The 25615-nt window shown below is 63.6% G+C and carries 21 protein-coding genes and 1 tRNA gene; 10 read left to right on the forward strand and 12 right to left on the reverse strand.

What is annotated here, in order from left to right:
• Nucleotides 1–169 precede the first annotated feature (169 nt).
• Nucleotides 170–1999 carry a glycosyltransferase family 61 protein gene (locus ACQY4T_RS20440; RefSeq protein ID WP_428534458.1) on the forward strand — a complete coding sequence of 610 codons (1830 nt, stop codon included), beginning with the start codon at nt 170–172 and terminating at the stop codon, nt 1997–1999.
• Nucleotides 2000–2031: 32 nt separating this feature from the next.
• On the opposite strand, the gene ACQY4T_RS20445 is transcribed toward ACQY4T_RS20440, so the two are convergent.
• The 7 genes from ACQY4T_RS20445 to ACQY4T_RS20475 all read right to left on the reverse strand — a co-directional run bounded on the left by ACQY4T_RS20445 (nt 2032) and on the right by ACQY4T_RS20475 (nt 10047).
• A complete protein-coding gene (locus tag ACQY4T_RS20445) occupies nt 2032–3555 on the reverse strand; it encodes a hypothetical protein (RefSeq protein WP_428534460.1) in 1524 nt (507 codons plus the stop codon).
• Nucleotides 3556–3694: 139 nt separating this feature from the next.
• Nucleotides 3695–4891: a hypothetical protein gene (locus ACQY4T_RS20450; RefSeq protein WP_428534462.1), complete on the reverse strand. Its 1197-nt coding sequence runs from the start codon at nt 4889–4891 to the stop codon at nt 3695–3697.
• A gap of 101 nt (nt 4892–4992) precedes the next feature.
• Nucleotides 4993–6465: a hypothetical protein gene (locus ACQY4T_RS20455; protein WP_428534464.1), complete on the reverse strand. Its 1473-nt coding sequence runs from the start codon at nt 6463–6465 to the stop codon at nt 4993–4995.
• A gap of 64 nt (nt 6466–6529) precedes the next feature.
• A complete protein-coding gene (locus ACQY4T_RS20460) occupies nt 6530–8227 on the reverse strand; it encodes a hypothetical protein (protein WP_428534466.1) in 1698 nt (565 codons plus the stop codon).
• Nucleotides 8228–8256: 29 nt separating this feature from the next.
• The gene (locus ACQY4T_RS20465; protein WP_428534468.1) at nt 8257–9339 is read right to left on the reverse strand and encodes a tetratricopeptide repeat protein; all 1083 of its coding nucleotides are present in this window, start codon (nt 9337–9339) and stop codon (nt 8257–8259) included.
• Between the two features lie 161 nt (nt 9340–9500).
• Nucleotides 9501–9577, reverse strand: a tRNA-Arg gene (locus ACQY4T_RS20470).
• A 101-nt stretch (nt 9578–9678) separates the two neighbouring features.
• Nucleotides 9679–10047 carry a hypothetical protein gene (locus ACQY4T_RS20475; RefSeq protein ID WP_428534470.1) on the reverse strand — a complete coding sequence of 123 codons (369 nt, stop codon included), beginning with the start codon at nt 10045–10047 and terminating at the stop codon, nt 9679–9681.
• A 137-nt stretch (nt 10048–10184) separates the two neighbouring features.
• On the opposite strand from ACQY4T_RS20475, the gene ACQY4T_RS20480 reads away from it, so the two are divergent.
• The 4 genes from ACQY4T_RS20480 (at nt 10185) to ACQY4T_RS20495 (ending at nt 14325) form a co-directional block, all read left to right on the forward strand.
• On the forward strand, nt 10185–10847 hold the full coding sequence (locus ACQY4T_RS20480; RefSeq protein ID WP_428534472.1) for a tetratricopeptide repeat protein: 663 nt from the start codon (nt 10185–10187) through the stop codon (nt 10845–10847).
• A 73-nt stretch (nt 10848–10920) separates the two neighbouring features.
• A complete protein-coding gene (locus ACQY4T_RS20485; RefSeq protein WP_428534474.1) occupies nt 10921–12273 on the forward strand; it encodes a PQQ-binding-like beta-propeller repeat protein in 1353 nt (450 codons plus the stop codon).
• Nucleotides 12274–12277: 4 nt separating this feature from the next.
• Entirely contained in the window at nt 12278–13636 is a 1359-nt protein-coding gene (der, locus tag ACQY4T_RS20490) for a ribosome biogenesis GTPase Der (RefSeq protein ID WP_428534476.1), read from the forward strand.
• Nucleotides 13637–13725: 89 nt separating this feature from the next.
• On the forward strand, nt 13726–14325 hold the full coding sequence (locus tag ACQY4T_RS20495) for a metallophosphoesterase family protein (protein WP_428534478.1): 600 nt from the start codon (nt 13726–13728) through the stop codon (nt 14323–14325).
• Between the two features lie 202 nt (nt 14326–14527).
• Here the strand turns inward: ACQY4T_RS20495 and ACQY4T_RS20500 are convergent, their stop codons facing one another.
• Nucleotides 14528–14731: a hypothetical protein gene (locus ACQY4T_RS20500; protein ID WP_428534480.1), complete on the reverse strand. Its 204-nt coding sequence runs from the start codon at nt 14729–14731 to the stop codon at nt 14528–14530.
• Between the two features lie 910 nt (nt 14732–15641).
• Here ACQY4T_RS20500 and solA point away from each other — a divergent pair.
• The 5 genes from solA (at nt 15642) to ACQY4T_RS20525 (ending at nt 20084) form a co-directional block, all read left to right on the forward strand.
• Entirely contained in the window at nt 15642–16781 is a 1140-nt protein-coding gene (gene solA, locus ACQY4T_RS20505; protein WP_428534482.1) for an N-methyl-L-tryptophan oxidase, read from the forward strand.
• 334 nt (nt 16782–17115) lie between these two features.
• Complete coding sequence (locus ACQY4T_RS20510) at nt 17116–17907, forward strand: amino acid ABC transporter ATP-binding protein (RefSeq protein ID WP_428534484.1); 792 nt, start codon at nt 17116–17118, stop codon at nt 17905–17907.
• Complete coding sequence (locus tag ACQY4T_RS20515) at nt 17907–18551, forward strand: amino acid ABC transporter permease (RefSeq protein ID WP_428534486.1); 645 nt, start codon at nt 17907–17909, stop codon at nt 18549–18551. The genes ACQY4T_RS20510 and ACQY4T_RS20515 overlap by 1 nt, the downstream gene beginning before the upstream one ends.
• Nucleotides 18548–19207: an amino acid ABC transporter permease gene (locus tag ACQY4T_RS20520; protein WP_428534488.1), complete on the forward strand. Its 660-nt coding sequence runs from the start codon at nt 18548–18550 to the stop codon at nt 19205–19207. Before ACQY4T_RS20515 ends, ACQY4T_RS20520 begins: the two co-directional genes overlap by 4 nt.
• Nucleotides 19208–19247: 40 nt before the next feature.
• The gene (locus ACQY4T_RS20525) at nt 19248–20084 is read left to right on the forward strand and encodes a transporter substrate-binding domain-containing protein (RefSeq protein ID WP_428534490.1); all 837 of its coding nucleotides are present in this window, start codon (nt 19248–19250) and stop codon (nt 20082–20084) included.
• Between the two features lie 42 nt (nt 20085–20126).
• Here the strand turns inward: ACQY4T_RS20525 and ACQY4T_RS20530 are convergent, their stop codons facing one another.
• From ACQY4T_RS20530 to ACQY4T_RS20545, 4 genes are all read right to left on the reverse strand, one after another.
• Nucleotides 20127–22199 carry an FAD-dependent oxidoreductase gene (locus ACQY4T_RS20530; RefSeq protein ID WP_428534492.1) on the reverse strand — a complete coding sequence of 691 codons (2073 nt, stop codon included), beginning with the start codon at nt 22197–22199 and terminating at the stop codon, nt 20127–20129.
• Nucleotides 22199–23251 (reverse strand): 2Fe-2S iron-sulfur cluster-binding protein, encoded by a 1053-nt coding sequence (locus ACQY4T_RS20535; protein ID WP_428534494.1) that lies wholly within the window; start codon nt 23249–23251, stop codon nt 22199–22201. Before ACQY4T_RS20535 ends, ACQY4T_RS20530 begins: the two co-directional genes overlap by 1 nt.
• The gene (locus ACQY4T_RS20540; protein WP_428534496.1) at nt 23248–24495 is read right to left on the reverse strand and encodes an aromatic ring-hydroxylating oxygenase subunit alpha; all 1248 of its coding nucleotides are present in this window, start codon (nt 24493–24495) and stop codon (nt 23248–23250) included. The genes ACQY4T_RS20535 and ACQY4T_RS20540 overlap by 4 nt, the downstream gene beginning before the upstream one ends.
• A 171-nt stretch (nt 24496–24666) precedes the next feature.
• A complete protein-coding gene (locus ACQY4T_RS20545; protein ID WP_428534498.1) occupies nt 24667–25608 on the reverse strand; it encodes a response regulator in 942 nt (313 codons plus the stop codon).
• Nucleotides 25609–25615 lie beyond the last annotated feature (7 nt).

The following is a 25615-nucleotide window of genomic DNA, read 5'->3' on the forward strand; positions in this document are numbered from 1 at the left end:
TATACAGCATGAGGTAGGCCTCACTGCCATCCGAACCGAGAGTTGTCAAAGGATAACCCGATCGCTAACGGCGCCAATCTGTGGCTTTCTACGCAACCTTTCCGTGCTATAAGCGGTGCACCAGTATCTCCGGCGGGGGCAGGACGGGATGTATGGTTGGACCGATGATATGCGCGCCACCGCGGGGGCTTTCATAAAAACCACCTCGGCGGAGGCTGACGCGTTGTTCGCCAAGGCCCGCGCGATGATAGCCAATCCGGCAAGCGCCGACATAGGCGCCCTATTGCATGCCAATGTCGAAGGCGTGGCGTCCTATATCGATGTGACGTTCTTTCGTTTGCGGCAATTGACCGACGAATTGGGGCACGTCACCGGGCGACTTGCCCCGGACAAGAGTTTCTTCAACGCCAACTGGGCGGTCGACGACGGGACGCTGCAACAGTTTTGTCCTGATGCCGCCGGCAGCGGGTTCGAGCAACGGGGCAACGACACGGTGGAGACCGCCGAACTATTGGAATGGTGCCCCAACGAAATAATGGATTTGGCATGGCCTGCCGCGCTTGCCGGATTCATGCGCCGGCCGCGCCGGCTGCCGTTCCGCGCCTACGCCAGCGATGATGCCGTAGCCTACGTGCATCCGTTTCGCTACCAGGTATTGTCGCGTGACCTCGGCGCCATGTGGCAGACCGCGAGCCCACGGTCGCTGTCGCGCAAGTTTCTGGCCGAGACGGAGAGTGTGGACACCGATCGGACCGTGGTGATCATCCAGGACCGCTTCGGCTTCGGTAATTTCTGCCATTATCTGTTCGACGGCATGACCCGGGTTCTGCATTACGTCGATCAGTTCGGCTATCGCGATGAGATCTTCGTGTTTGGCGGCATACCGGGCCGCTATCAGGAACTGATCGGACAGGCGCTGTGCCAGGTTGCTCGGATTCCGGTGTCCAGCCTGTATTTCCCGGACCGCGGCCTGCTGTTGAAGGGTGCCAGGAAGTGCGTCTGGTTTTCCGACCAGAAGGAACTTCATGTCCACCCGGCCCAGATGGCACATCCGCAGTCGCTGGGTGTGCTGAACCGCTTGGCCGAGCATGTGCAGGGAACCGATAGCTCGGCGAGGCGGATTTATGTTTCCCGTGGCGATGCCGATCGGCGCAGGATCGTGAATGAGGCCGAGGTGGTTGCGGCGCTGCAGGGGCGCGGCTTCGTGCCGGTGCAGTTGGCCGGCATTCCGGTAGAGGAACAGGTGGGGTTGTTCCGTAATGCCGAGATCGTCGTCGCACCGCACGGGATGGGGCTGACGCATATCGCCATGGGCAAACATCTTGGGCGGGTGATCGAACTTTTCCATCCCGAGGCCGGAACGGACGCCTATGCCTCGGTGGCCCGTTCGGCCGGGATGCGATACGACCATGTTCTGGGCCAAGGCGTGCCGGCGACGCACTCGGACTTTTCGGTCAGCGTCGATCGGATCCTGGATCTGCTGGGACCGGAGGGGACGCCTCAGCCGCGGCCGAATTGGCGCAAGCGCGCCAACCTGATTCCGGCGTCGAGAAGCTTTGCCGGCTTCGTCGGCGGCGCGACTGACCCGGATGCGGAATGGGCGGAACTGGATTTCAGTCCAATGCTGGGGGATCAGTCGGTTTGCTTCCACCGCAGGCTTGGCCCGGTGGGCAACACTCTGGTGGGGCAATGGGTGGATATCGATGTGTCGCCCGGCACGTTGTATGTGGCATCTTGCTGGATCTGGTTGCCGGAACGGTTTCCGGCGAACGAGGCTTCGATCCGGATTGGCGGATGGAAGAACGAGCAAATGCAATACGCCAATTTGGCATTGCCGAAGACATGGCAGCGGATTTCCTTTTCAGCGATCAGTCCGAAGGACGCGCGTCGCTGTCGCGTGGGCTTGCACGTGGTGGGGCATGAGGGGTCGCGCTTGGTTTCCACATGCTGGCAGATGGAGCGGGGCTTGGTGCCTTCGGCGTATGTCGCTACGCGGTAATGCTCCTTCGACACATGGTAGGCAGACCCTGCTCACCCCTGAGAGTCGTCGCCGTAAAGAAACGTTTTAAGACACTGATGCAGGTTGGGCAAAGCTGGGTCATGTTTACCGTCGGCAATTTTGTCCGCAAGGAATTGTTCAGCGCCATACGGATCTCCCATCAGGAGCATCGCACGGGCCGAGCTGTATGCATGGGAACCGATCGGATCAGTCTTAAGAAAACTACTGAACAATGGGGCTAAGCCCCTGGAAAGGCCGACACCCGCCGGACCGATGCCATCGGCCACCTCTTCCAGCTCCTGATAGGTTTCCTGGCATATCACTTGAGCGCTGGCAAGATTTTCTATCGAGACGTAATGATTAGAGGAAACGTCTTCGGAGCTTGCTTCGGCAAGATTCTGCAACGTGCTCTGCCTGACTGCAATCATTTCCGCAACTTCGGCACAGCCTTCGCAAACCGCGTCCTGTGTATCAGGCAGGCATCGAACTGGCGCTGCTGCGTCGTTGTTTGACCGGACTGAAAGAATGATTTCTCCACCTCCAATTTGATCTATGATCGGGACTACGACGCCCACCCAGGGATTCGGATATCGAACGAACCGACAATCCAAGATGATCGACCCCCTTGCGCTGTCCAGCTTAAGGAAGCCTGAGGTTCTGCTCCGGTTAAGGAACAGGCCGACTATATCGTGATCTGGAGGGCAGATGTATTTAACTGTCTCTCCACTCTCGAGACCGAGAAGATTCCGGCTCATTAATGTGCTTTGTCGAGTAACCGGCTCCCTATCTCCTAATTGGGCCGACATGGCCCGCACAAGTCCCGACTTCGATTTCGCATCAGAATAGTTGGAGCATACCGGAAGGCCATGGATCCAAGATGTCAACAAGCGACCGGCCAGCCGGTGAATTATCCGGCTAACATGAGCATGGTCACTGAAGCCGATCAACACAAGGCAATTTGAAATCGAATTGTAGTCCCGCAGAGCACTCCACGAAAGGTCATAGACAGCGTGCTTCGGGACGGCGAAGTTCTCCGCAACGATTGGCGCCAATGCGGACAAGCGTTCAACGCGGTCCGCAGAATATCCACCTAACATTTGCCGAAACAGATTGTACAGATTGAGCGTTGCAATGCCGAATTCGGCCGCGAGCGAAAGATACATCTCCTCGGTATTATGGCGCTTTGGTTCCAACAAGGCTATTCTTGTGGGAATTAGAAGGAAGGCAATTTTGGCATGGGAAGTAATGGAGATACTCTGAATAAAAATGCGAAGATTTCGACGTGCTACATCCAGCGGATAGGCGCCCGATGGACCCTGCATCGCGTCTATGACCGCAGTTTCCACGATGATGATGTCGTGGTTGAGATCACCAGCGGTAGCCAACACGTCAAGAAGCACAATGTTGGGCGTCGCCCCAATACTCATGTTGTGTACCGATAATGTTTGGTCTTGCTTCAGGACTTCCACAAACGAGTTGCGCATAACGGAATTGGAGTTCCCGATCACTGCAACGCGGATCAATCGGTCTTCTGCAAAGTAATTAGTGTCGGTCATTCAAGGTCCCCGGTCCCGTTGGAACTTGCTTATGCACGCTGTCGCAATTGTGGTGTCGCCTGATCGACCCCGGACCCGGGCCCGGGGGGCTCAGAAGACGACCTTAGCCGTAATCTGCTCGCCGGGCGGGTGGTTTTGATCACCCGACAAACCCGACCTCGGGCGCTTTAGCGGTGCAGGGATAAGGCGAACGCTGATTCAGCAACCAGGCATTCGTCAACACTGACAGCCAGCCACTCAGGGAGGGTTTGCTTCCGACGGCGTGGGGGGTAAATCGATCGATGTAGCCCCGCATCAATCCCGGCAGCACCTCCTCAACGCTGCCTACTTGATGTGCACTGACCGCACGTGTTATCCAAAGTAGAGTGTTTTGGCCGTAGCGGCTCAGCGCCAAAAACAGCGGCAGCATGGCTTCGGGTGGAGAGTCGAACCGGTCTGCACAAACAAAAATCTTTTGACGCGCATCCAACTCCTCAAGAAACAAGCGACAGAGAAAGGAGACCTTCCGTTTTTCGGCACGGGTAACCTGCTCGCGCGACACCTCGTTAGCCGACATTCGGGTGTGGTAGCCGAGACCATAGCGGCGATCTCTGATCATCCACTCACGATTGCCGTGCTCGGCCACGTACGGGTCGAGATCCTGGCCAATTCCATCGAATTTGGAGTCAAGTATTTCGACTGCGGAGAAGGGAGATGCACCGGCAAAGCGGAACAACCCGAGAGGATCGGACCCGCAGGCACGTTGAACGCCGCCAAATTCGCAATCGCCAGCTACGAGTTGAAAGCTTGTCATCAGTTCGTGGACGGTAAAGCCGGTGACTTCCTCCGCAGCCGCAATCAAACATTGATCGTCCATTGTGACATCCGGGTGCCAGACGTGCGAGCTGCCTGAGACCGAATGGGCCAACGGTTCCTGCAAGTCGAGAACCCTGATACTCTTGACAGCGACCGCGAAGTCGGGCGCATCGGCTTCCGGCGATTGCTTGAATCGATCCGGATGTTCAATGGTGATTACGAATTGGTCATCAAATTTCGATTGCGCGTGAAAATAGAAGCCTATCAATGCCGGTGAGGCCAGACGGGTTTCGCCGAGAGGCTCCCCGTTAGCCCGGACTCGCACCCGCTGACATTTTGGGCCGGAGGGGCGGGTGAGCGGAAGCAACATGATCTCAACGAAACCGCCGTGAATGCTGCGGGGCTTGGGTAGGCTAAGTGCGCTTTCGTGGCGCAAAGTCCAGGTGAACCCGTCCTCACCTACATTCCATCCGTATAGCTGGTGGGGTCGCGCGTTGCCGCCGCGGCCAAAGGTAATTTTGTCACTGATCGAGGTCATCATTTGGCGGGCCCTTGCCGAACAGATAACAGTTTACAAACGACGATAGCGGCGAGCCGGATAAAGTCATCAGCAAAACCGGGACCTCTCTCCCGAACCGGACGCTAGCTTAGAAACACGTCCGGACCAAGATTGCTTCCCGCAATCACCGCGTCATATCCTCGCTTGCATTCATGCACCCCGTCATGGACGCACCACTGCCCCCTGGCAGCAATCAACGGTGGATAGCGGTATCTTGCACCTCCATTCTGGACAGAGAACGACACCCCTTTGCCTTCACGGTCGGTGCGCATGGCGATAACGGCCCCCGCGCCCAACGCGTCCCCCGGCGCATTCAATATGGCGCAAGGAACCAACGAGTTCGGGGGGTAGCCACCGCCGCCGGGACCATTCGGGCCCATGACGCCAAGCCGGACGCTGGCCACCGATCCGTTCACCAAGGATGCAAAACCACCACCGCCGTAGCCTGGCGAAAGGCCGTCTGCCGCCCATACACCCCGGTCGTCCGGGTCGATCGCATGCGCACCGTCAAACATTCCCGCAAAGCCCATGGCTCGATAACCCGCCATTAGCTTGGCATTGAATGCGACTCTTGCCCGCTCGAAGGCTGCATTGACGGGAGCTTGGTTCTTCGCGGTTACCCAAGAATCGCTACTGGTACTGCGCGGCAAGACGGTCATTCCGTAAACGCGCACTCCGTTCGCCATGTATGGCTCGGCCGCGTGCTTCAGCCAGGCAATGGTTTTTTCGACTGGAATCCCCGCGAAAATATCATTGCTGCCCAGTGCAAGGACAAGATGCGTCAGTCTGCCCAAAAGCAACTGCCGCCTGGCATCATTCCGGTATAGATATTGACCGAGACTGTCGCCAGCCCGGCTGAGGTTCATCACCGGAAAAAGATTGCGCATGGCACGGCCGATAAACAAGCCGCCGGTATCGGGATCCGAGCAGTCTGCGCCGTAGGCCATTTCCTGGCTGGCACCGAGGATACCGAGGACAACACCGGGGTTGTCCAGCCGGGCGAACACGGCAGGCCGGAACCCCGCTGCCAAGGCGGTCGTCCGGAAGGTTGCAGACGTCAGCGTCTGATCCGAAAGTCCCGCGCCCCGATTGGTCCACTCCGCCAACGCCGGTATGCAGGCTTGCGATCGCCCCATCCAAAATCCGCCGTCCCAAAAGGCAAAGCACTTCACGTAAAATATGGCACCGGCCGGTATCTGGATCGGACACGGTTCGAACATAACCGTTTCAGATCCGGGAAATACGGTCTGGACCCGCTGGCCATTGATGTAGACCGGATGAAAAGTCCCCACCGGATATTCCACGCAGGCGGTCACCCGATACGGTGCCGGCCAGGGCTTCTCGATCGCCTTCAAACCCCATCCCGGGAACCCCAGGACGATGTCCCGTAGGCCAGTTCCGAGCGGCGCTACGCAGCGTGCTCGGCTGTTCAACGTATTGTTTACCGTGTCGGTTATCGTTGCATCATTGGTGGCCTGCTGCCAGCTCGCCGCCATCAGCGGATGCAGCTCAGCAGGTGATTGTCCGGCAGCGTCCGCGCCATTCGGCAACGCCAACCGCGCCGTCGCTATCGAAATCACTGCTCGGCGAGATATTAGCGGCACCCGATATCTCCCCACCTCAGTGCAGCAGCAGCAGCGTACTCCGCCGCGACGGATCGCCCGCGAACGTGATCTGAAGACCGCCTTGCGAGTCCGCAATGTCGCCGGCAGCGACAACCTTGAAGCGCCCATCACGCCCGGTTTTGGCAGAGCTGGCGACGGTAAGTTGACGACCGAGGTAAATTCTCGTCCGCATCAGACCGTGACGGGGGTTATCCAACCAAATGACCATAGGGGCCCCAAACATTCCATCCCCGGAGGCAGCGCTGATCGGAACCTCAAGATTGAACCGCGCGCCTGGGGTAACACTGAACATTGGACCGTTGGCGGCGAAGTGCTGATCCGGACCGACCACCAGATGAGCGAACGACTGGCCACCAATCGCCGTTGTTGCCATCTCGATCCCGTTCCAGACGCCTCCGCTGCGCCGCCCCACTTTCTCGGGCAGATTATACTGTTGCACGACGGTGCCGCCGGCACTCTCCGAGTAGCGAATGTCACCGATCAGCAGGTTGTTGGGACCGGCGCACAAACACTCACTGTTGACCCGTATGCCGATGATCGCGAAACGGGCCGCCGCTGGCACCGTACCGGAAACAGAATGAACCAGCGGGACTCGGCCCCGACCTCGACCAATGGCCTGGAGCTCGACTTTGGCGTCGGGAACTGGGCTCCCACCTTGATCAGTCAACTGTCCGCTTACCGCCGCACCGTCGCGGACCGCCACCAGCTTGGTCCGGATCAGACGATATCGGGCGATGACGTGGCTCAGCGTCGCGTCCGAGGTTTCCGGTAGCACATGCGTCGGATGCGGATCCCAGGTCTCGACAATTGCCTGTTCGGGCATCACGCCCTGCGTTGTTTCCAAGCCGTCGAAATGGTTGATCGCGTCGGCGACCCAAGCAGGACCGCTGTCGTCGCCGCCATCACCCTTATAGATTACGCCGAACTTGAGGCCCTGTTGATGGGCAAACGTTGCTGTATCGATAATAGACTGGTGAAACGAAGGCAAGCGCCAATCCACATCGGTCTGCAGAAATGCAAGCGATCGGCCGGTGGCCGAAGACAACTCATGCGCAAACGAACGGAACGCCGATTTCCAATCGGCAAACGTCGTCAAGATCGGCACCGGTTCGATGTCACCCACCGTGACGTCGGGAAAGTATTGCTGATAGGCGCGGACGTTAAGCGCAACTCGACGAGCCAGTTCGGGTAGGTCAAAGCGGCAGCCTTGCGAACCTGAATCGTAATGACCAAACCACAGAGGCTCGTCCAGGGCAAGGTATTGCAGAGGTATTTCCAGCCGATGCAGCTTTTCCGCCGCCCGAGCGGTAAACCCCGGCACGCCGTAGCCTTCCTCATGACCGCAATGGTCGCCAGGCCCGATGCCAACGGACTGCATGCCCAATGCAATCGCAATATGACGGTTGGTTAGGTCAGCCGCCACGGCCTTCAATTCTTGATCCGAAGCCTGAACGACATAGCCGGCGGTAATGGAAAAAATCTGTATCTTTGAGGCGACCGCCGACCATTCAGCGGTTGGCTTGAACAGCGCATTCCAATCCGCCGCGCCTTTAGGTCGAACGTCCGGTCCGCGAACGCCCAGCCACACCTGCTGGCCGTGCGCCCGAGGCATTGCTACGAGTAGCATAGTCATAAGCAACCGCAGGAAGCGCTGTATTGGGCCGGCAATCCGATGCCCAGAGGTGAACCACATACTGCCCTTTCTGCTATCATGGCGCACGATTAGGTCGATCTGAAACGAAGCCGGTGCGCCTCAAGCAGCGCATCGGCCCGTTCGTTGTCGCCGCTTAACCGCAGAGCCTCGGCGCCGCTGGTATAGCCCTCCTGGTTATCCGGAAACGCGGCGCGCATAACGGTCCATACCTCGGCGGCGGCCGGAAAATTCCGGCGCTTGATCTGCAGCAGCTTGGCCAGATCAAGCATCGGGCGAAGTTCGGTCGGAAACCGATTGATGGCAGCACGCAGCGCGTCCTCGGCCGGCGCCGGTTCGCCGAGCCTCTCGAACGCCTCGGATGCAGCGAGATACACAGGCATATCGAGCGGGAAGCGGGACAGCACGTCGTTCCAGCGCCGCGCGGCTTCGGCCCTGTCGCCCCTTGCCTCTGCCACCCTGGCGTATTCGCTCAGCGGTTCCGGACCTGATCCGAAGCGATAGCGCGCGTCCTGAAGCAGTTGCTCAGCTGCATCGTAGCGCCCTAGCTGCACAAGCGCCTGTGCCGCGCCAACGAAACCGGAGACGTGGGCGAATTGGTCCCGGATGGGATCCCAGCGCCGCAGCGCCTCCTCCCAGTCCCGCCGCAACATGGCGATGCGGGCGTATTCCAGGAAAGGAGCGATGTGAGAATGAAAGTTCTTCATCGCCTTGCCGACCAGTTCCTCGGCCTCGTCCAGCCGGTTGGTCGCCTTCAACGACTCGGCGGCCGAGGTGTAGCCTTCCATCACCCCAGGAAAGCTTTTTCGCAGCCGAGCGAAGATCAGAACGGCCTCATCATGATCGCCCTTGGCCTGGGCGATCTGTCCAAGCCCCTGCAGGAAGCGGGGTTCCGCCGGCGAGCGCTGCTGGCCTTGGCGCATGACCATAGTCGCCTCGTCGTAGCGACGCAGGCGCAGGAGCACCCTGAGCGCCAGCGGGGATTCGCACGCAGCGGACCGGTGATCGGCCATCAGCCGATCCCAAATCTCGGTGGCCTGCCGATGGTCATTGATGTCCAGCGCCGCGTTCGCGTAGGTGAGCTGGTCTTTGACCTTGAAACGGTCGACTTCCCTGGCGTCAGCCGAGCGCCGACGAATATCGCGCAGGATCAAGCTGCGATCCCGCCATGAACGCCACGCTGATAAAACACCTGTCGTCATGCGCAGCTCCCCCGCCGCGCCTATTTAATGCATCCTACGGTGGAAGCGCCACCCCCTACCACAGCCGGAAGTGGAGCGGCTGCTATTTCGGTAACTTGCGGCGATCGGAGAATTGGCGGACCCGACACGATTCGAACGTGCGACCTTCGCCTTCGGAGGGCGACGCTCTATCCAACTGAGCTACGGGTCCCGCTCACCCCAACCAAGAGGCGATGACCTCGCTATAGCGGCATTCCCGGTAAAGCTCAATCGCCCGCATGGCGCCCCCATGCCGCCCGATGGCGTCCGCCATCACGGCCAAGTGCGCACCCGGTTCGCCTCCTGCTCCGGCGTCAGCACGGCGGGGCCCTCGGCGACGCCGTGCGGGTGGTCTGGCAAGGTCTCTGGGTCGCGCCAGCAGTTCACCGATCCCAGCGTGCGGGTACAGAACTCGGGCGGTTCGGGGGGCGGTTCCACCGGGCGGCAATAAGATTTGTTTTCATCGAGCCGGACGATCGAACAATCCTTTCCGGTGATGAACGAATAGACCGCGTCCACCGGGCTACGATGGATCGTCGCGATGCTGCCGACGCTGCTGGCGACCGCCACCGTGGCGGCCAGGTTTGTCGACAACCCGCATCCGGCCAGCGGCAGCAAACTCAGCAGCAGAAACAGTTTCATCCGCCCATCCTGCGCCGAAAAGGTAAATGAACCCTTGCCGGCGCAGCGGTTTGCGGCCACACCCCGACGCCGCTATGGTCCACGCCGCCGCCGGCGTTCGGAAGCCGTGGCTGGAGCAGGCAGGCGAGAGAATCCGCGTGGTTGATATTTTCGATGAGGTCGAGGGCGACCTCAGGGCAGAGCGCGCCGAAAGGCTTCTGAAGAAGTATGCGTGGCTGCTGATCGTGCTGGTCGCGGCGATCATCGGCGCCGCCGTCGGCTGGCAACTGTGGCACCGCCACCAGGCCAGCCAGGACGCCAAGGCTGCCGCCCGCTACGTCGCGGTACAGAATGCGCTCGACCAGCCCAATGCCGCAAAAACGGCGCAGATCGCCGCGCTCGATCAACTCGCGGCCACCGCGCCCGAGGGCTACAGAACCCTTGCCCGGCTGCGCGCCGCCGGGCTGAAGGCCGATGCCGGCGACGTCACCGCTGCGGTGGCGCTATGGAACCAGGTCGCCGGTGACGCCGACGCCGACAAGTTGCTGCGCGATCTGGCCAGTCTGCTGGCCACCGAACGAGAGCTCGACCACGGCGATCCGGCCCAGCTCCAGGCTCGGCTGAAGCCGCTGGCCGATCCGGACAATCCCTGGTCCACCCTGGCGCAAGAGCAGCTGGCGATGCTGGACCTGCGACAGGGCAAGCTGGACGACGCCCGCACGAAGCTGCAGATGCTATCGTTCGACTTCGAAGCCCCCGCCGGCTTGCGCGCCCGCGCCTCCGCGCTGTTGGCCGGGCTGGGTGCTCAGGCCGCGAAGTGATCAGGCACGGCTGGACCAAACCATGACTGGTGAAGCGATCAACCGACGGGGAAGCCGTGGCGTGAAGGCAAAATTGTCCGCGGACACCGCGCCGGCGGGACAGGTCGCGATGCTGGCGCGGCGAACCGCGGTGCTGGCGCCGCTCACCCTGGCCGGATGTTCCTATTTCGACACCCTGTTCAGCGAGAAGAAGACGATCCTGCCGGGCAAACGCGAATCGGTGTTCGTCGACCGCCGTGGGCTGGTGGTGGATGAAGGCGCACCCAAGGTCGTGCTGCCGCCGGCTGTGCGCAACGCATCGTGGCCGCAGCCCGGCGGCAACCCGGCGCACCTGATGGGACATCTCGCCGCCAGCGACCATCTGACCGAGGCCTGGAAGGTTGGCATCGGCGAAGGCGGTGGCTATCGCCAGATCATCATGGCGCAGCCCGTGGTGCTCGACGGCACCGTGTTCACCATGGACTCCGACGCCGAGGTATCCGCCTTCGCGTTGACCAGCGGCAAGCGGCTCTGGCGGGTCGATACCAAGCCGAAACACGCCGACAGCACCAATGTGGGCGGCGGCCTCGGCGCCGATGGAACCACGCTTTATGCGGTCAACGGCCTGTTCCAACTGGTCGCGCTGGATCTGGCGACCGGCAAGCAGAAATGGCGGCGTGACCTGGAGGTGCCGGCGCGTTCGGCGCCCACCATCGCCGATGGACGGGTGTTCGTGACCACGATCGACGACCGGTTGCTGGCATTCACCGCGGCCGAGGGCCGCCCGTTGTGGTCGCACCAGTCAAGCACGCCGGTCACCGCCATGCTGGGCCAGCCCGCCGCGGCATATTACCAGGGCCTTGTGGTGGCCGGCTTTGGGTCCGGCGAACTCGCCTGCCTGCGGGCGGAAAGCGGCAGCGTGGTCTGGACCGACGGCCTTGGCGCATCCCAGAGCAGAGCAACGGTCGCCGATTTCCTGTCGATCAGGGGCTTGCCGGTGATTGCCAACGGGCTGGTCTACGCCGTCAGCATGGGCGGCCTGCTGATCTGTAATGACGTGCCGACCGGACGGCGGGTGTGGGATCGTCAGATCGCCGGCGAGGATACCCCCTATATCGCCGGCGACTGGATGTTCATCGTCTCGGCCGAACAACAGATCGCCGCGATCGGCATCAATGACGGGCACATCACCTGGATCACCCAGTTGCCGCGCTGGGCCGATCCGGCCAAGCGCAACAACACCTTGACCTGGTACGGACCGCTGTTGGTCAGCGACCGCCTGATCGTCACCGGAACCAGCGAGGACGCGCTCTCGATCAGCCCCTACACCGGCGAGGTCATGGGCCACATCACGCTTTCGGGGGCAGCCGCGCCCGTCGCGCCCGTGGTGGCCGATGGCACCGTGCTGCTGATCACCAACGATGCGCGGCTGATCGCGCTCAGGTAGGACCATGGTGCCGCCCAGCCTGCCAGTCGTCGTCATCGCTGGGCGGCCCAATGTCGGCAAATCGACCTTGTTCAACCGCCTGGCCGGACGCCGTATCGCGCTGGTCGCCGCCACTCCCGGCGTGACCCGCGACAGCAAGGACGCCGAGGCCCAGCTTCGCGGCCGCATGGTGCGCCTGATCGACACCGCCGGGCTTGAGGAAGCCGCGCCGGAAACCCTCGCCGGGCGGATGCGCGCCGGGTCCACCAGCGCGGTCTCGCAGGCCGACCTGGTGCTGTTCGTGTTGGATGCCCGCGCCGGCGTGACCCCGGCGGACGAACATTTCGGCCAGTGGCTGCGGCGCCAAGGCAAACCGGTGCTGCTGGTGGCGAACAAGGTTGAAGGTCGCGCCGCCGGCGCTGCGATCCTGGACGCCTATTCGCTGGGCTTGGGCGATCCGGTTGGCGTCTCGGCCGAACACGGCGAGGGAGTCGCCGACCTGATGTCGGAAATCGTCGACCGCCTGCCGCCGGAGCCTGTGGCGGCCGACGACCCGGCTGACGACGACCGCCCGCTGAAGCTGGCCATCGTGGGCCGCCCCAACGCCGGAAAATCCACGCTGATCAATCGCCTGCTTGGCGCGGAGCGGATGATCACCGGACCGGAACCCGGGCTGACCCGCGACGCTGTCGCGACCATCCTGTCCGATGACCAGGGACGCGCGGTTGAACTCGTGGACACCGCCGGCCTGCGCCGCCGCGCTCGGGTCGAACAGCCGCTGGAGAAGATGTCCGTCAGTTCGGCGATCCAGGCACTGAAAATGGCCGAGGTCGTGGTGTTGACCCTGGATGCCGCCGGCGGCATCCACGACCAGGATCTGCAGATCGCCCGCCTGATCGAGCGCGAAGGCCGCGCCTGCGTCCTGGCGCTGAACAAGTGGGACGCCGTGGCGGACCGCAGCGCGACCCGCAAAGCCATCATCGAACGATTGGAGGATAGCCTGGCGCAGATGAAGGGCATCGCCGTGGTCACTCTGTCGGCGCTGACCGGCGCCGGGATCGATCGCCTGCTGCCCGCCGTCCGTCAGGCCTATGAGGTATGGAACAAGCGCATCCCGACGGGCGAGCTGAATCGCTGGTTCGAGCACGCCCTGCAGGCGCATCAGACACCTTTGGTCAGCGGGCGCCGGCTGAAGCTGCGTTATCTCACCCAGGCCAAGGCGCGGCCGCCGACCTTCGTCGTGTTCGGCACCCGAGCGGAACAAACGCCCGAGGATTATTCCCGCTATCTGGTGAACAGTCTGCGCGACACGTTCAAGCTGCCGGGTACTCCGATACGCCTTCAGTTGCGCGGGACGAAGAACCCGTTTGTAAATGACACGTAGGCGCCGGAGCCTCAGCGCGCGCCGGGGCTAGCCTTCCGCCGGCGCGTAAACTGCTTCTGGATCATTCACCGTCAGCGCGGAGCCGAGGTTTGAAAATCGGGGTCGTTTCAGACTTGCACTGCAACCTTCAGGGGCTGGAACTGGCCTTGCAGGCGATGGGGGATGTCGATGAGCTGCTCTGCCTCGGCGACAGCATCTTCGAATACCAGTTTTCCAATGACGTCGTGGCACGCCTGCAACAGCGAGGTGCACACATTATCCAGGGCAACCATGAGGAAGGATTTCTCAGTCCGTCGGGCATCCGCGCCAGGCAACGCCCGGGCATTGATCCGGCGTTGCTGGGATTCTTGGCCGAACAGCCGTATCGACGGTCTCTTGAGTTGGCGGGAAAGCGCCTATTGATGGTCCACTCCACACCGTGGGAGCCGCGCGGCGAATACATCCATCCGCATAGCGCGAAGCTGGACCGCTTTGCCGAGGCGGACGCCGACATCGTGCTTTATGGTCACACCCACTGTCAGGTGGTGAAGCGGATCGGCGGGGTTCTGGTGATCAATCCGGGATCGGCCGGGGATGCGCGGGACAGCCGCAACGGCCGGCAGCTAAGCTGTGCCGTGCTGGACACGGTGTCGGAGGAAGTGCAGGTGATCGATTATCCCGATCCGCGATATGGAGAATCGCAGGGGTGAACTTCCTCGCTCGTGCTCCCGCAAATCGGTGCGCGGAGTGCGGCCATCGGTCGCCTTTGGGATTACGGGTTCGATCCTCGGTACAGCGGACCTTACGGTGGCCGGCCGGTGTAGTAGTTTGGGCGTCAAATTCGCCACGTCGCGATTGCCGCCGGCGCCGCATAGACCCGTCAGGATGCGTCAAGAGCCGGTCGATGATGCATCAGCGTCCCGCGTTGGGAGCATAGTCATCCGGAATCCGCACCGTCCTCGCCCCGGCGCTGAGCGTGCAGGCGCCCTTTTGAGCCAGCGCGTCGCGAGAGCAAACATTGCCATCGGCGTAGCCGCAACGCGATGCTCCGTTCGGCAAGATGAGGCAGTATTCGCCGACTCGGCTGGTCGGCAACCGCACCTCGTTGGGGTTCACCTGGCAGCTTCCGTTTTGGCGGTTCGCATCAGCCGCACAGGAGGCTCCGTCGACATACTGGCATATCGGTGAACCGTTCGGGATGACCAAACAGTAGGGGGCCGCGATCGCGACGGCGACCGAGGATGTCAGCATCATTGCGACTGCGGCTGCCAATTTTATCATCTGGAATCCTTTGTTCCGGCATCCTGACACAGTATGACGTAGGCCGCAGCCTGGATCATGGCAAATCACCAATTACGGCCCCGGCAAAATCTTTGACCCAGGTCTTGTCACGCCCAGCCGGATGCCACACCGCACCATTTCCGAGATTTGAAAAGAAAAAAGAGAGCGTGAATGGTGGCCTAACGGCCGCTTCAACTCAGGCCCCAAAGAATCCGCCGATGGGGCGGGCTGACGTTTGCCTGGTTGCGGGGAGGCGATTTCGCCATGTCCCGGCCTGATCTCGCCCTGGGGATCGCGCGCAGCCGCGGTCAAGCATGGCCGCAGCCACCGCAGAGCGGCGCGCAGCGGTTTCACGGCGGCGAACACGGTGCCAGCCTCGAACTAGTCGGGGTCCTGGCGCTCAGTCGCGGTTCTTGAAGCGCCAGCTTTCGTTGCCGGTGCCAACTGGCCAGGATGATCGATCCCGATCCGTTGGAAGAATGTGCCCGCACTAAGCTCCGACAGTTCGTTGCTGAAGTTGCGGGGTTGGAGGTGAGCGAACCTCTCGACATCGCCCCAGCCAGACAAGCGGCACACGCTGTGGCCTGCCCTTCTGCGTCAATCGCACATGCTTTTGTCGCGACGAACTGGTCCTGCCGAACCCGCTCAAATCGGGGCCGCTTCCGTTCGAGTTCGCCTTGTGACAACGTTTCACACATTTCTTGAATTTATCCCTTCAAGCGCGCAGCCGGGGTTGGGCGGTCCGATGACCTATGATGTGATCGTAATCGGTGTCGGTGGCATGGGTAGCGCCGTCTGTTGGCAACTGGCCAAGCGCGGGCAGCGCGTGCTCGGGCTCGAGCGGTTTGACATCCCACACGACATGGGCTCCTCGCACGGGATTAGCCGCATCATCCGGCTGCCGTATTATGAGCATCCTGCCTATGTGCCGCTGCTGCGCCGCGCTTGCGAACTGTGGGCGGAGGCCGAGCGGGCGACCGGCGAAACGCTGTTGGTGACCACTGGGTCAATCGACGCCGGCCCGGAGGACGACGCCTTGTTCCAGGGGGCGCTCGCCTCGGCCAGATTGCACGGCCTTGAGCATGAGGTGCTGTCAGCGGCCGAGGTGAACGAGCGCTTCCCGGGCTACCGCCTGCCGGCCGACAGCCGTGCCGTTTTCCAGGCGCAGGGTGGCCTGATCGCCAGCGAGCGGGCGATTGTCGCCCATGTGCGCGCCGCGCAAGCGGCAGGCGCCGTGATCCAAGCGCGCGAGCCGATGCTGGGCTGGGAGGTAAAGCCGTCCGGCACGGTCTCGGTCAGCACGGCGAAGGGCGTCTATGAGGCATCCCGCCTGGCGCTGGCCGCCGGGCCCTGGATGGGCGAGCTAGCCACACCTCTGGCCGGCCGCGCCGTGCCGGAGCGGCAGGTGCTCGCCTGGTTGCAGCCGTTGCGGCCGGAGCTATTCACGCCGGCTGCGTTCCCGGTGTTCAATCTCCAAGTCGAGGAGGGCCGCTACTACGGCCTTCCCGTCTACGAGGTGCCCGGCTTCAAGTTCGGCCGCTATCACCACCGTGGCGAGGTATCGGCCGCGGACTCTGTTCGGCGCGAGGTAGACCCGGAAGACGAGGCGTTGCTGCGGCAGTTCGGCGAGCGTTACTTCCCGGACGGCAGCGGCCCGACCATGGCGCTGCGAACCTGCATCTTCACCAACACGGCGGATGAGCACTTCGTGCTCGACCACCATCCCGACCATCCGCAGGTGGTGCTGGTGTCGCCTTGTTCGGGTCATGGCTACAAGTTTTGCAGCGTCATCGGCGAAATCGTCGCCGACCTTGCCAGTGGGGGCGGCACAACGCGGCACGAGATCGGCTTTCTCCGGCTGCGCCGGCCGGCCCTGGGGGGCTGAACCAAGCCGCTGGGTAGCCACCGCTATCCCACCACCAGCACCGAGGCAGGGAACGGACATCCGGTGCCGCCCGGTGAGCCTCAGGGGCAGCCACAACAGCACGAATTCTCGCCCCTCTAGTGCGCCGAGGTTACTCAACTGCCGCAGCATGCAGACGCCGGCTGTCAGTCATACGACATGCGCCGGCCACCATGCGATCATGTCGGTGGCAAACAGCGGGATGCTCTGGTCCGCCGACCATGTGGAAGTGAGGTTTCGGCAAAACTTGGCATGGTGTTTGCACGTATCTGCGTCCCAGGCGAGATTAGACGGTCCATTTGGTCAGGGAAGCAAAATGAGCGCAACGGTTGCCCCAGCCAGCGTCACCTCCGTGGCACGTCCGGCTTTGGTGCAGTTGGACGCAATCCACAAAAGTTACGGCGAGCACGTCGTCCTCGACGACGTGAACCTCAAGCTGGCGGCAGGCGAGGTGATGGCGATCATCGGCCCCAGCGGGTCCGGCAAGAGCACCCTGCTGCGCTGCGTGAACCTGCTGGAACAGCCGACCTCGGGGCGCGTGACCCTGGCCGGCGTGACAGTCGAGGCGGGCAAGCCGACGCCGCGGAAGGACCTGGTGCAGCTTCGCCGAGCGGTGGGGATGGTGTTCCAGTCCTTCAACCTGTTCCCTCATTTGTCGGTGCTGCGCAACATCTGCCTGGCGCAAGAGCGTACCATGGGCCGCAGCCGCGCCGAGGCGGAATCAGTCAGCATGCAACTGCTCAAACGCGTCGGGCTGGCGGACAAGGCGGAACAATACCCGGCGCGCTGCTCAGGCGGGCAGCAGCAACGCATCGCCATCGCCCGCGCGCTGGCGCTCGATCCGCAGGTGATGCTGTTCGACGAGCCAACCTCCGCGCTGGACCCGGAACTCGGGCTTGAGGTGCTCGCGGTGATGCGGGAACTCGCCGATGGCGGCATGACCATGATCGTCGTGACGCACGAGATGCACTTCGCCGAAGACGTGTCCGAGCGGGTGCTGGTGATGGCGGACGGCAAGATCGTGGAGCAAGGACCCAGTGCGATGGTGATGCGCGATCCGCAGACCGAGCGGGCCAAGCGCTTCCTGAGCGCGGTCAAGAACCGATAATGACGCTTCAGACTATAACCACCCTCCTGCTCGGGATACCGTTTACCATCGCGCTGACTCTAGCGGCCTTCGTCTTCGGTGCGGTGCTGGGTCTGCCACTCTGCGCGATGCGGTTCTCGAAATCAGGCCTGGTCCGTTTCATCGCAACCGCGCTGATCCTGACCTGTCGCGCCATTCCGCCGATCGTTTGGTTGTTCCTGATCTTCTTCGGCCTCGGGATCGGCTATATCCAGCTTGACCCCTTCACCTCGGCCGCCATCGGGCTGGGGCTGATCACGGCGGCCAACATGGCCGAGATCTACCGCGGCGCACTGGCGGCGATCCATCCGGGCCAGTGGGAGGCCTCCCACGTGCTCAACCTGTCCGCGAGGCACACATTCCGCGACGTGATCGGGCCGCAATTGCTGCGGATCTCCTTGCCATCCGCCACGACCTACGCGATCGGTTTGATGAAGGACACGGCGGTCGCCTCGGCGATCGGCCTGCACGAGATCGCCTACCAGGCCTACCACTTGTCGCAGGAGACGTTCCGCGGGCTGGACATCTACGCGGCGGCGGGGCTGCTCTACATCCTGATTAGCCTACCGGTCGCCTGGGTTGCGCGATGGACCGACCTTCGCCTGCGCGCGGCGGTGGCGCGGTGAGCGACATCCTTGGATTCTGGTCTGAGTGGTTCCCGGACATGCTCGGGGGCTTCGCGATCAGCCTCGAGGTGACCGCCGCCTGCCTGGTGCTGGGAATACCGTTGGGGCTGCTTCTCGCCCTCGGTGTGCAATCCCGGTCGGCACCGCTGCGCTGGGTGTCGCTTGTCATCGTCGAGATCGGGCGCGGCACCCCGGCGCTGATCCTGCTGCAATTCGCCTATTTCGGCTTTCCGTCCGCCGGCCTGACGCTGTCCTCCTTCACCGCGGCGACGTTCGCGCTCGCCTGGTGTACCGGCGCCTACACCAGCGAAATCATCCGCGCCGGGCTGGAGGCCGTGCCGGCCGGACAGCGGGAAGCCGCAATCGTGGTCGGGTTGAGCCGCCTCGATGCGTTGCGTTACATCATCCTGCCCCAGGGGCTTCGGGTGGCGATGCCCGCGTTGCTGGGTTTTTCCATCATCATGTTGCAGGCGAGTTCCCTTTGCTTCACCATCGCGTTGCCCGAGGTGGTAAGCCAGGCATATATCGTTGGTTCCAACACGTTCCGGTACTTGCCGATCTTCATCTTGGCATCGCTGATGTTCGCCGCCGTCTGTATCCCCGGGACCATCCTGGTCTCCCGGCTCGAGCGGCGCCTCGGCCGCCACGCGGCGTGACGCCGGCCTGTCTGTCCGTCAGCGACGAAAGGACCCCCACATGGTGACTCGCCTCTGCGCCCTCGCCCTGACCTGCCTTGCCGGAGCAGCCAGTTTGCCCAGCGCCACGGCGTTCGCGCAGAGCTGCACGCCCACGCACAAAATCGACAAGCTTGTCAGCCCCGGCAAGCTTACCGCCGCGATCTTCGAGTATCCGCCCTACTCGGTGGCGACCGGCGGTGAGATCGGCGGCGTGGACGGGGATATACTGAAGAGCATCGCCAAGTCAGCCTGCCTGACCTTCGTGCCGGTGGTGGTCGACCCGGCGGCCACAATCCAATACGTCATCAGCGGCAAGGCGGACATCGCCGCCGGCGACTGGTATCGAACCGGCGAACGAGCCAAGGTGCTCGGCCTGTCGTATCCGACCTATCTCGACCAAATGGGCCTCTACTCGAAGGACGGTGTCTCGACCGTGCAGGCCACGGTCGGCAAGCAAGTCGGCACGGTGTCAGGTTTTCTGTGGGTGACGGACTTGCAGAAGCTGCTGGGGAGCAACCTGCATCTGTATCCCAACCCCGTGGCATTGGCGCAGGATCTAGAGGCGGGACGCATCCAGATCGGCGTGGACAGCTACGGCACCGGCGTCTACGCGCAAAAGAAGGGCGGCTATCCCGGTATCACCATCAAGGTGGCCCAGCCCGATCCACGGGTCCGGGCGTCGGCCGAGGCAGCCCAGGCAAATCTGCTCTACACCAAGGGCAACACGTCGCTTGGTTCGGCGATCGACACCGACATCCAGGAAATGCACAAGGACGGCTCGATCGCGAAATATCTCAGTTCTTTCGGGCTCGATCCGTCCGCCGCCGATGTCGGCGCTCCCCGCCTCGCCCAGTAGGCTCCCCCGACGTCTGTCGGTCGCTGGGGGGAGGTTTTCCGATCAGATGTCCTTCGCCAGCCGCAGCCCGTCAAAGATCGCGGCGTGGATGTTGCGGCTGGCGACAGCGTCGCCGATGCGGAAAAGCTGGTAGGCGCCTGCGGGGTTGGACGCAACAAGCTGCGCCCGTCCGCCCAGCAACGCCGCATGGTCCACCTCGCCCCCATTGCGCGAGCTCGGCTTGAGAGCTTTGTACAGCTCATCCGCCGGCAACGTGCCGTGCTCGACCACGACCCGGTCGACCCGGCGTTCCTCGTGTCGGGCGCCGTAGTCGCTGCCGAGAACCGCGACCAGTTCGTTGCCCGCGCGACGCACCGCGAGCAGCCGGGTGTTGACCGTCACCCGCACCCCGCAGCGATGAAAGATGCGGGCGTAGGCGGCATGATTGAGCCCACCGATCTCGGGGGCGAGCATCCGCTCCGGCGTCACCAGCTCGACCTGCGCGCCTGCCTCCGCCAGCACCTCGGCGGCCTGCATGCCGGGGTGGTTGCCGTTGTCGTCGAACACCAGCACGCGCCCGGTGACCACACTGCCGCCGACAACGTCCCAGCTCGACATGACCAGCTCGTTGCCCTCCGCCAGGACGTCGGTATCCGGGGTGCCCCCGGTCGCGACGAACACCACGTCGGGCTCAAGCGCCTCGACCTCATCGGCGGTCGCATAGGTGTTTAACCGCAACTCCGCCTCCAGCCGAACGAGTTCCGACACACGCCAGTCGATGATCCCGATCAACTCGCGCCGCCGGGGCGTTCGCGCCGCGAGCAGCACCTGGCCGCCGGCTCGGTCCATTGCCTCCAATACCGTCACCCGATGGCCGCGCTCCGCGGTGACGCGGGCCGCCTCCAGCCCCGCCGGGCCGGCGCCCACCACGACGACGCGCCGCGCCGGGCCGTCACGTGGCGGGATGACCTGCGGCATGGTCGCCTCGCGCCCGGTGGCGGCGTTGTGCACGCAGAGCGCTTCGTTGCCCTCGTAGATCCGGTCCAGGCAGTAGGTGGCACCGACGCAGGGACGGATCAGCGCTTCATTGCCGCTCGCCACCTTGCGGGCGATGTGCGGGTCGGCGATGTGGGCGCGGGTCATGCCCACCATGTCGAGCTTGCCTTCCACGATCGCGTGCCGGGCGGTCGCGACGTCGTTGATGCGGGCGGCGTGGAACACCGGGAAGCGGGTCGCGCTGCGCACCTCGCCGGCGAAATCCAGATGCTGCGCGGTGCCCATGCCGTGGATGGGAATGACGTGGGACAGCGCGTTGTCGGTGTCCATGTGACCGCGGATGATATTGAGGAAGTCCACCACGCCGCCGCCGGCGAACCGCCGGGCGATCTCGATGCCGTCGTTCCGCGTCAGGCCGATGTCCCATGCCTCGTCGGCCACCATGCGGATGCCGATCAGGAAGTCCGGCCCCACCGCGTCGCGCATCGCCTGCAGCACGCGTTCGGAGAAGCGCATGCGGTTGTCCAGACTGCCGCCGTAGTCGTCCTGGCGATGGTTGGTGGCCGGGGACCAGAACTGGTCGGGCAGGTGGCCGTAGGCGTCGATCTCGAACCCGTCCAGCCCGGCCGCCTGGATGCGCTGCGCGGCGGCGGCGTAGTCGGCGATGATGCGGTCCAGGTCCCACGACTCTGCCTGTTTCGGGAACCCGCGATGCGCCGCTTCGCGCACCCGCGACGGTGCGACGATCGGCAGCCAGTCCGCCTTGTTCCAGGCAGTCCGCCGGCCGAGATGCGTCAGTTGGGTCATCACCGCCGCGCCCTCGGCATGGCAGTCGTCGGTGAGTTGGCGCAGCCAGGGGACGATCTCGTCCTTGTAGGCCAGCAGGTTGCCGAACACCGGCGGGCTGTCGGGCGACACCACGGCCGAACCGCCGATCATGGTGAGGGCGATGCCGCCGCGCGCCTTCTCCCGGTGATACAGGCGATAGCGGTCCTTCGGCATGCCGTCCTCGGAGTAGAACGGCTCGTGCGAGGTGCTCATCAACCGGTTGCGTAGTGTCAGGTGGCGCAGCTGGTAGGGCTGCAACAGCGGGTCGCGGCTAGGCACGGTGGGATCGAGTTGCATTTCGGCCAGGTCCATCAGCGGTCGATCATGAGGTCACTCATCGGCCGGGCGCAGCACAGCAGGGTCATGCCCTCGTCCAACTCGCGCTGCCGGATGCCGCCGCCGTGCCGCAGGTCCACTGTGCCGGCGACAAGGCGGCTCTTGCAGGTCCCGCACACGCCCTTGTTGCAAGCCGACGGCAGGCGTAGCCCGGCTGCCCGCGCCGCAGCCAAGATCGTGCTGCCGGATGGACACTGGATCGAGCGCTCCAGCTTGGTGAATTGGATCGTGAAGCATTCGCGGCTTTCCGCCGGCATTTCGGGAGGTGGCTCGGCCCCCGGCGCGGCAAAGGCGAAGCTCTCCTCGTGGTAGCGGGCACGGTCGAAGCCAGAGGAGTCCAGCAAGATCCGGACCGTTTCCATGTAGGGCGCCGGACCACAGCAAAAAACCTCGCGGGTCAGCAGGTCCGGCGCGAGGACTGCCAGCATGGCGGCCGACAGGCGGCCCCGGAGACCGTTCCAGGCGACGCCGGGGGGAACGCTGCCCACGATGCTTACGCTGCGGAAGCCGGGGCGGCGGCTCATCGCGGCCAGCTCATCGGCGAAGATCAGGTCGGCCGGGCTGCGGGCGCTGTGCACGAACAAGATGTCGGCGTCGCTGCCCAGATCGTGCGCCGAACGCGCCATGCTCATCAGTGGTGTGATGCCTGACCCGGCCGAGAGGAACAGGTATCGGGCGCCTGGCCGCGGCGCGACGGTGAATTCCCCCATCGGACCACTGGCCGACACGCGCACGCCAACCCGCATGGTGTCGTGTAGCCAGCCGGACCCAGCGCCGGTTCGGTTGCGCTTGACCGTGACCTCGAGCCGCCAGGGCCGCGTCGGGGGCGAGGCGATCGTGTAGCAGCGCTGCATACCCGCCGCCGCCAGCTCGAACGTCATGAACTGGCCCGGCGCAAACCGAAACAGCCGCGGTTCCAGCGATGCGAAGACGAACGTAGTGACATCGTGGGTCTCCGGCCGCACGGCAACGCAGACCAGGTGCTCGTCGCGGCTGCTGTCCCAGACGGGCGGCAGCGTCTCGCTCACCCACGCAGCCCAGCGGCCATGCGCTCCAGATACCATTCGCAGAACTGCTCAACCAAGCCTTCAGTGTGGGGCGAGTAAGGGCCGGGCTCATAGGCCGGGCTGCGTACGCCGGCCTGGGCGATCGCAACCAGATCGGCGTCCTGCCGGTTGGTCGCCTCCCACACCGCCGTCAGGTTGGTCGGGTCGTAATCCACGCCCTCGACCGCGTCCTTGTGCACCAGCCAGGTGGTGCGCAGCAGCGTCCGGTCTGTATCGAGCGGCAACGCGCAGAAGGTCACCGCGTGATCGCCCATGAAGTGGTGCCACGAATTGGGCTGCGTCCAGAAGCTCAGCCCACCTAGCTTGGCGTCGGTTAGCTGGCCAAGCAGCCGTCGGCACGCAGCGCGTGTGTCGGTGGTATGGCTCTCTCCGGCCTGGTCCAGCGGCAGCCGTTCGGTCCTGAATCCGGTGGCCCGGCCGGTCAGCCGATCGACCAGGCGGGAGGGCAGACCCTGCTGCTCCCAGCGCGCGTGCGACCCCCGGACCAGTTCGTCGTAGCGTGTGGCCTGCGCCAGCTCGGCTTCGTCCATCTGGCCGGGCGCGAATCCGAAGCCGTAAGCAAAAAGCGGCACCGTCAGCTCCGGGTGGCACCCCGCGCAATGGTAGCATTCGCGGTTATTCTCCATAGTGAGCTTCCAGTTTCCCTGCTCCACCAGGTCGATCTGCCGGGCAATCTTGGTCTCCGCCAGGGCGTGCGGCCGCAAGTACGGTTCCATCACCGCAGCCATGTCGTCGAAGTCGGTGGGAGGATCATCGGCAAGGCAGACGAACAGCAGTCCGGCCACCGAGCGCAGCGCCACCGGCTTCAGGCCGTGGCAGGCTGCTTCGAACCCGTCGCCCATGTGGTCGGCGAACAGCAGCTTGCCGTCGAGCCCGTAGGTCCAGGTGTGATAGCGGCAGACCAGGTTGCCGACCCCGCCTTTGCCTTCGGGCACAAGCTGCGCGCCGCGGTGGCGGCAAACATTGTGGAAGGCGCGCACGCCGCCGTCGTCGTCGCGCAGGATCAGCACCGGCGCCTCGCCGATATGCAGCGCCATGACGTCGCCAGGCTGCGGCACGTCTGGCTCCTGCCCGACAAAAATCCAGTGTCGGGCGAAGATCATGTCCAAGTCGGCACGGTATACCGCGTCGTCCGTATAAAACGGCCGCTCCAGGCTGTGGCCCGGCCGGCGGCGCAGGATCAGGCTGGGAAGAGTGTCCGACATGCGGGACCTCGCTTCATTGGAGCACTATGCGCCGCGCCCACGTTAACCGTAAATCGGCAGAATCTAAACATTCTCCATCCAATCATAGCGGTACAGACCATCGCCAGCGCGGCCCGCGAGACAGGCAGGAGGAGCAGGGAGAGCGTCGACCCGGTCGTTGCCTGGCGACCGTCAGGATGACAACGCCCCCTCATTAGCCAGCGCATTCAGGGTCAGCGCAACCGCGGAAGCCCGGTTCTCGACCCCCAGCTTGGCGTAGATCTGTTCAAGATGCTTGTTCACGGTGCGCGGTCTCAGACCCAGTATCTCGGCGATATCGCGATTGGACTTGCCGCGTGACAGCCAGAGCAGAACTTCGGCTTCGCGGCGCGTCACCTTCAGCCTTGCATGGATCCGCGCCTCGTCCCGGGTGGGTTGCGCCTCGGCGATACGCATCAGGATTTCGTCACCGCGCAGCCGGCCCACCAGACGGATGTCCACGCTCGCGACGCCAACCGCTGCCGCGGGGCATTCCACCACGCCGGCCGTGATGGCCTGCCGCAGCAGCTCGGCATGGCTGTCGTCGCCGGGCGATTGCCGGTGTTCGGCGGCATCCTGCGCTTGCGTCCGTAGCAGCAGCCGCGTCGCGATTGGGGTGGCCCAGCGAAGCCTTCCCAGCGGATCGGTGGCGAACAATGCCTGGCCCGCCGCGTCGATTGCAGCGTGAGCGCTGGCGACCAGTTGCGCCCCTGCCAGATGCACACGGATACGCGCTACCAGCTCGCGCGGCACGACCGGCTTGGTCACATAATCCACCCCGCCGGCCTCCAGGCCCCGGATCACGTGGTCGGTGTCGCTGAGACCTGTCATGAAAATCACCGGTATAGTAGCCGCGCGCGGCATGCGCTTCAGCCTCCGGCACGTCTCGAACCCATCAAGCTCCGGCATGACCGCGTCCATCAGGACCAGGTCCGGCAGATGCGCCTGAACGATCGCCAGCGCCCGGTCACCCCGCAGTGCCACCAGAACGGTGAACCGTTCATTCTCAAGGGCTTCGGTTAGGAAGCCCAGCGTGCCCGGGTCGTCGTCGACGATCAGCACCGTGGCCCCCGGTGTCATGTCAGCTGGTGGCATATCGGCC

Source organism: Rhodopila sp., from assembly GCF_965277825.1.
Classification (GTDB): Bacteria; Pseudomonadota; Alphaproteobacteria; order Acetobacterales; family Acetobacteraceae; genus Rhodopila.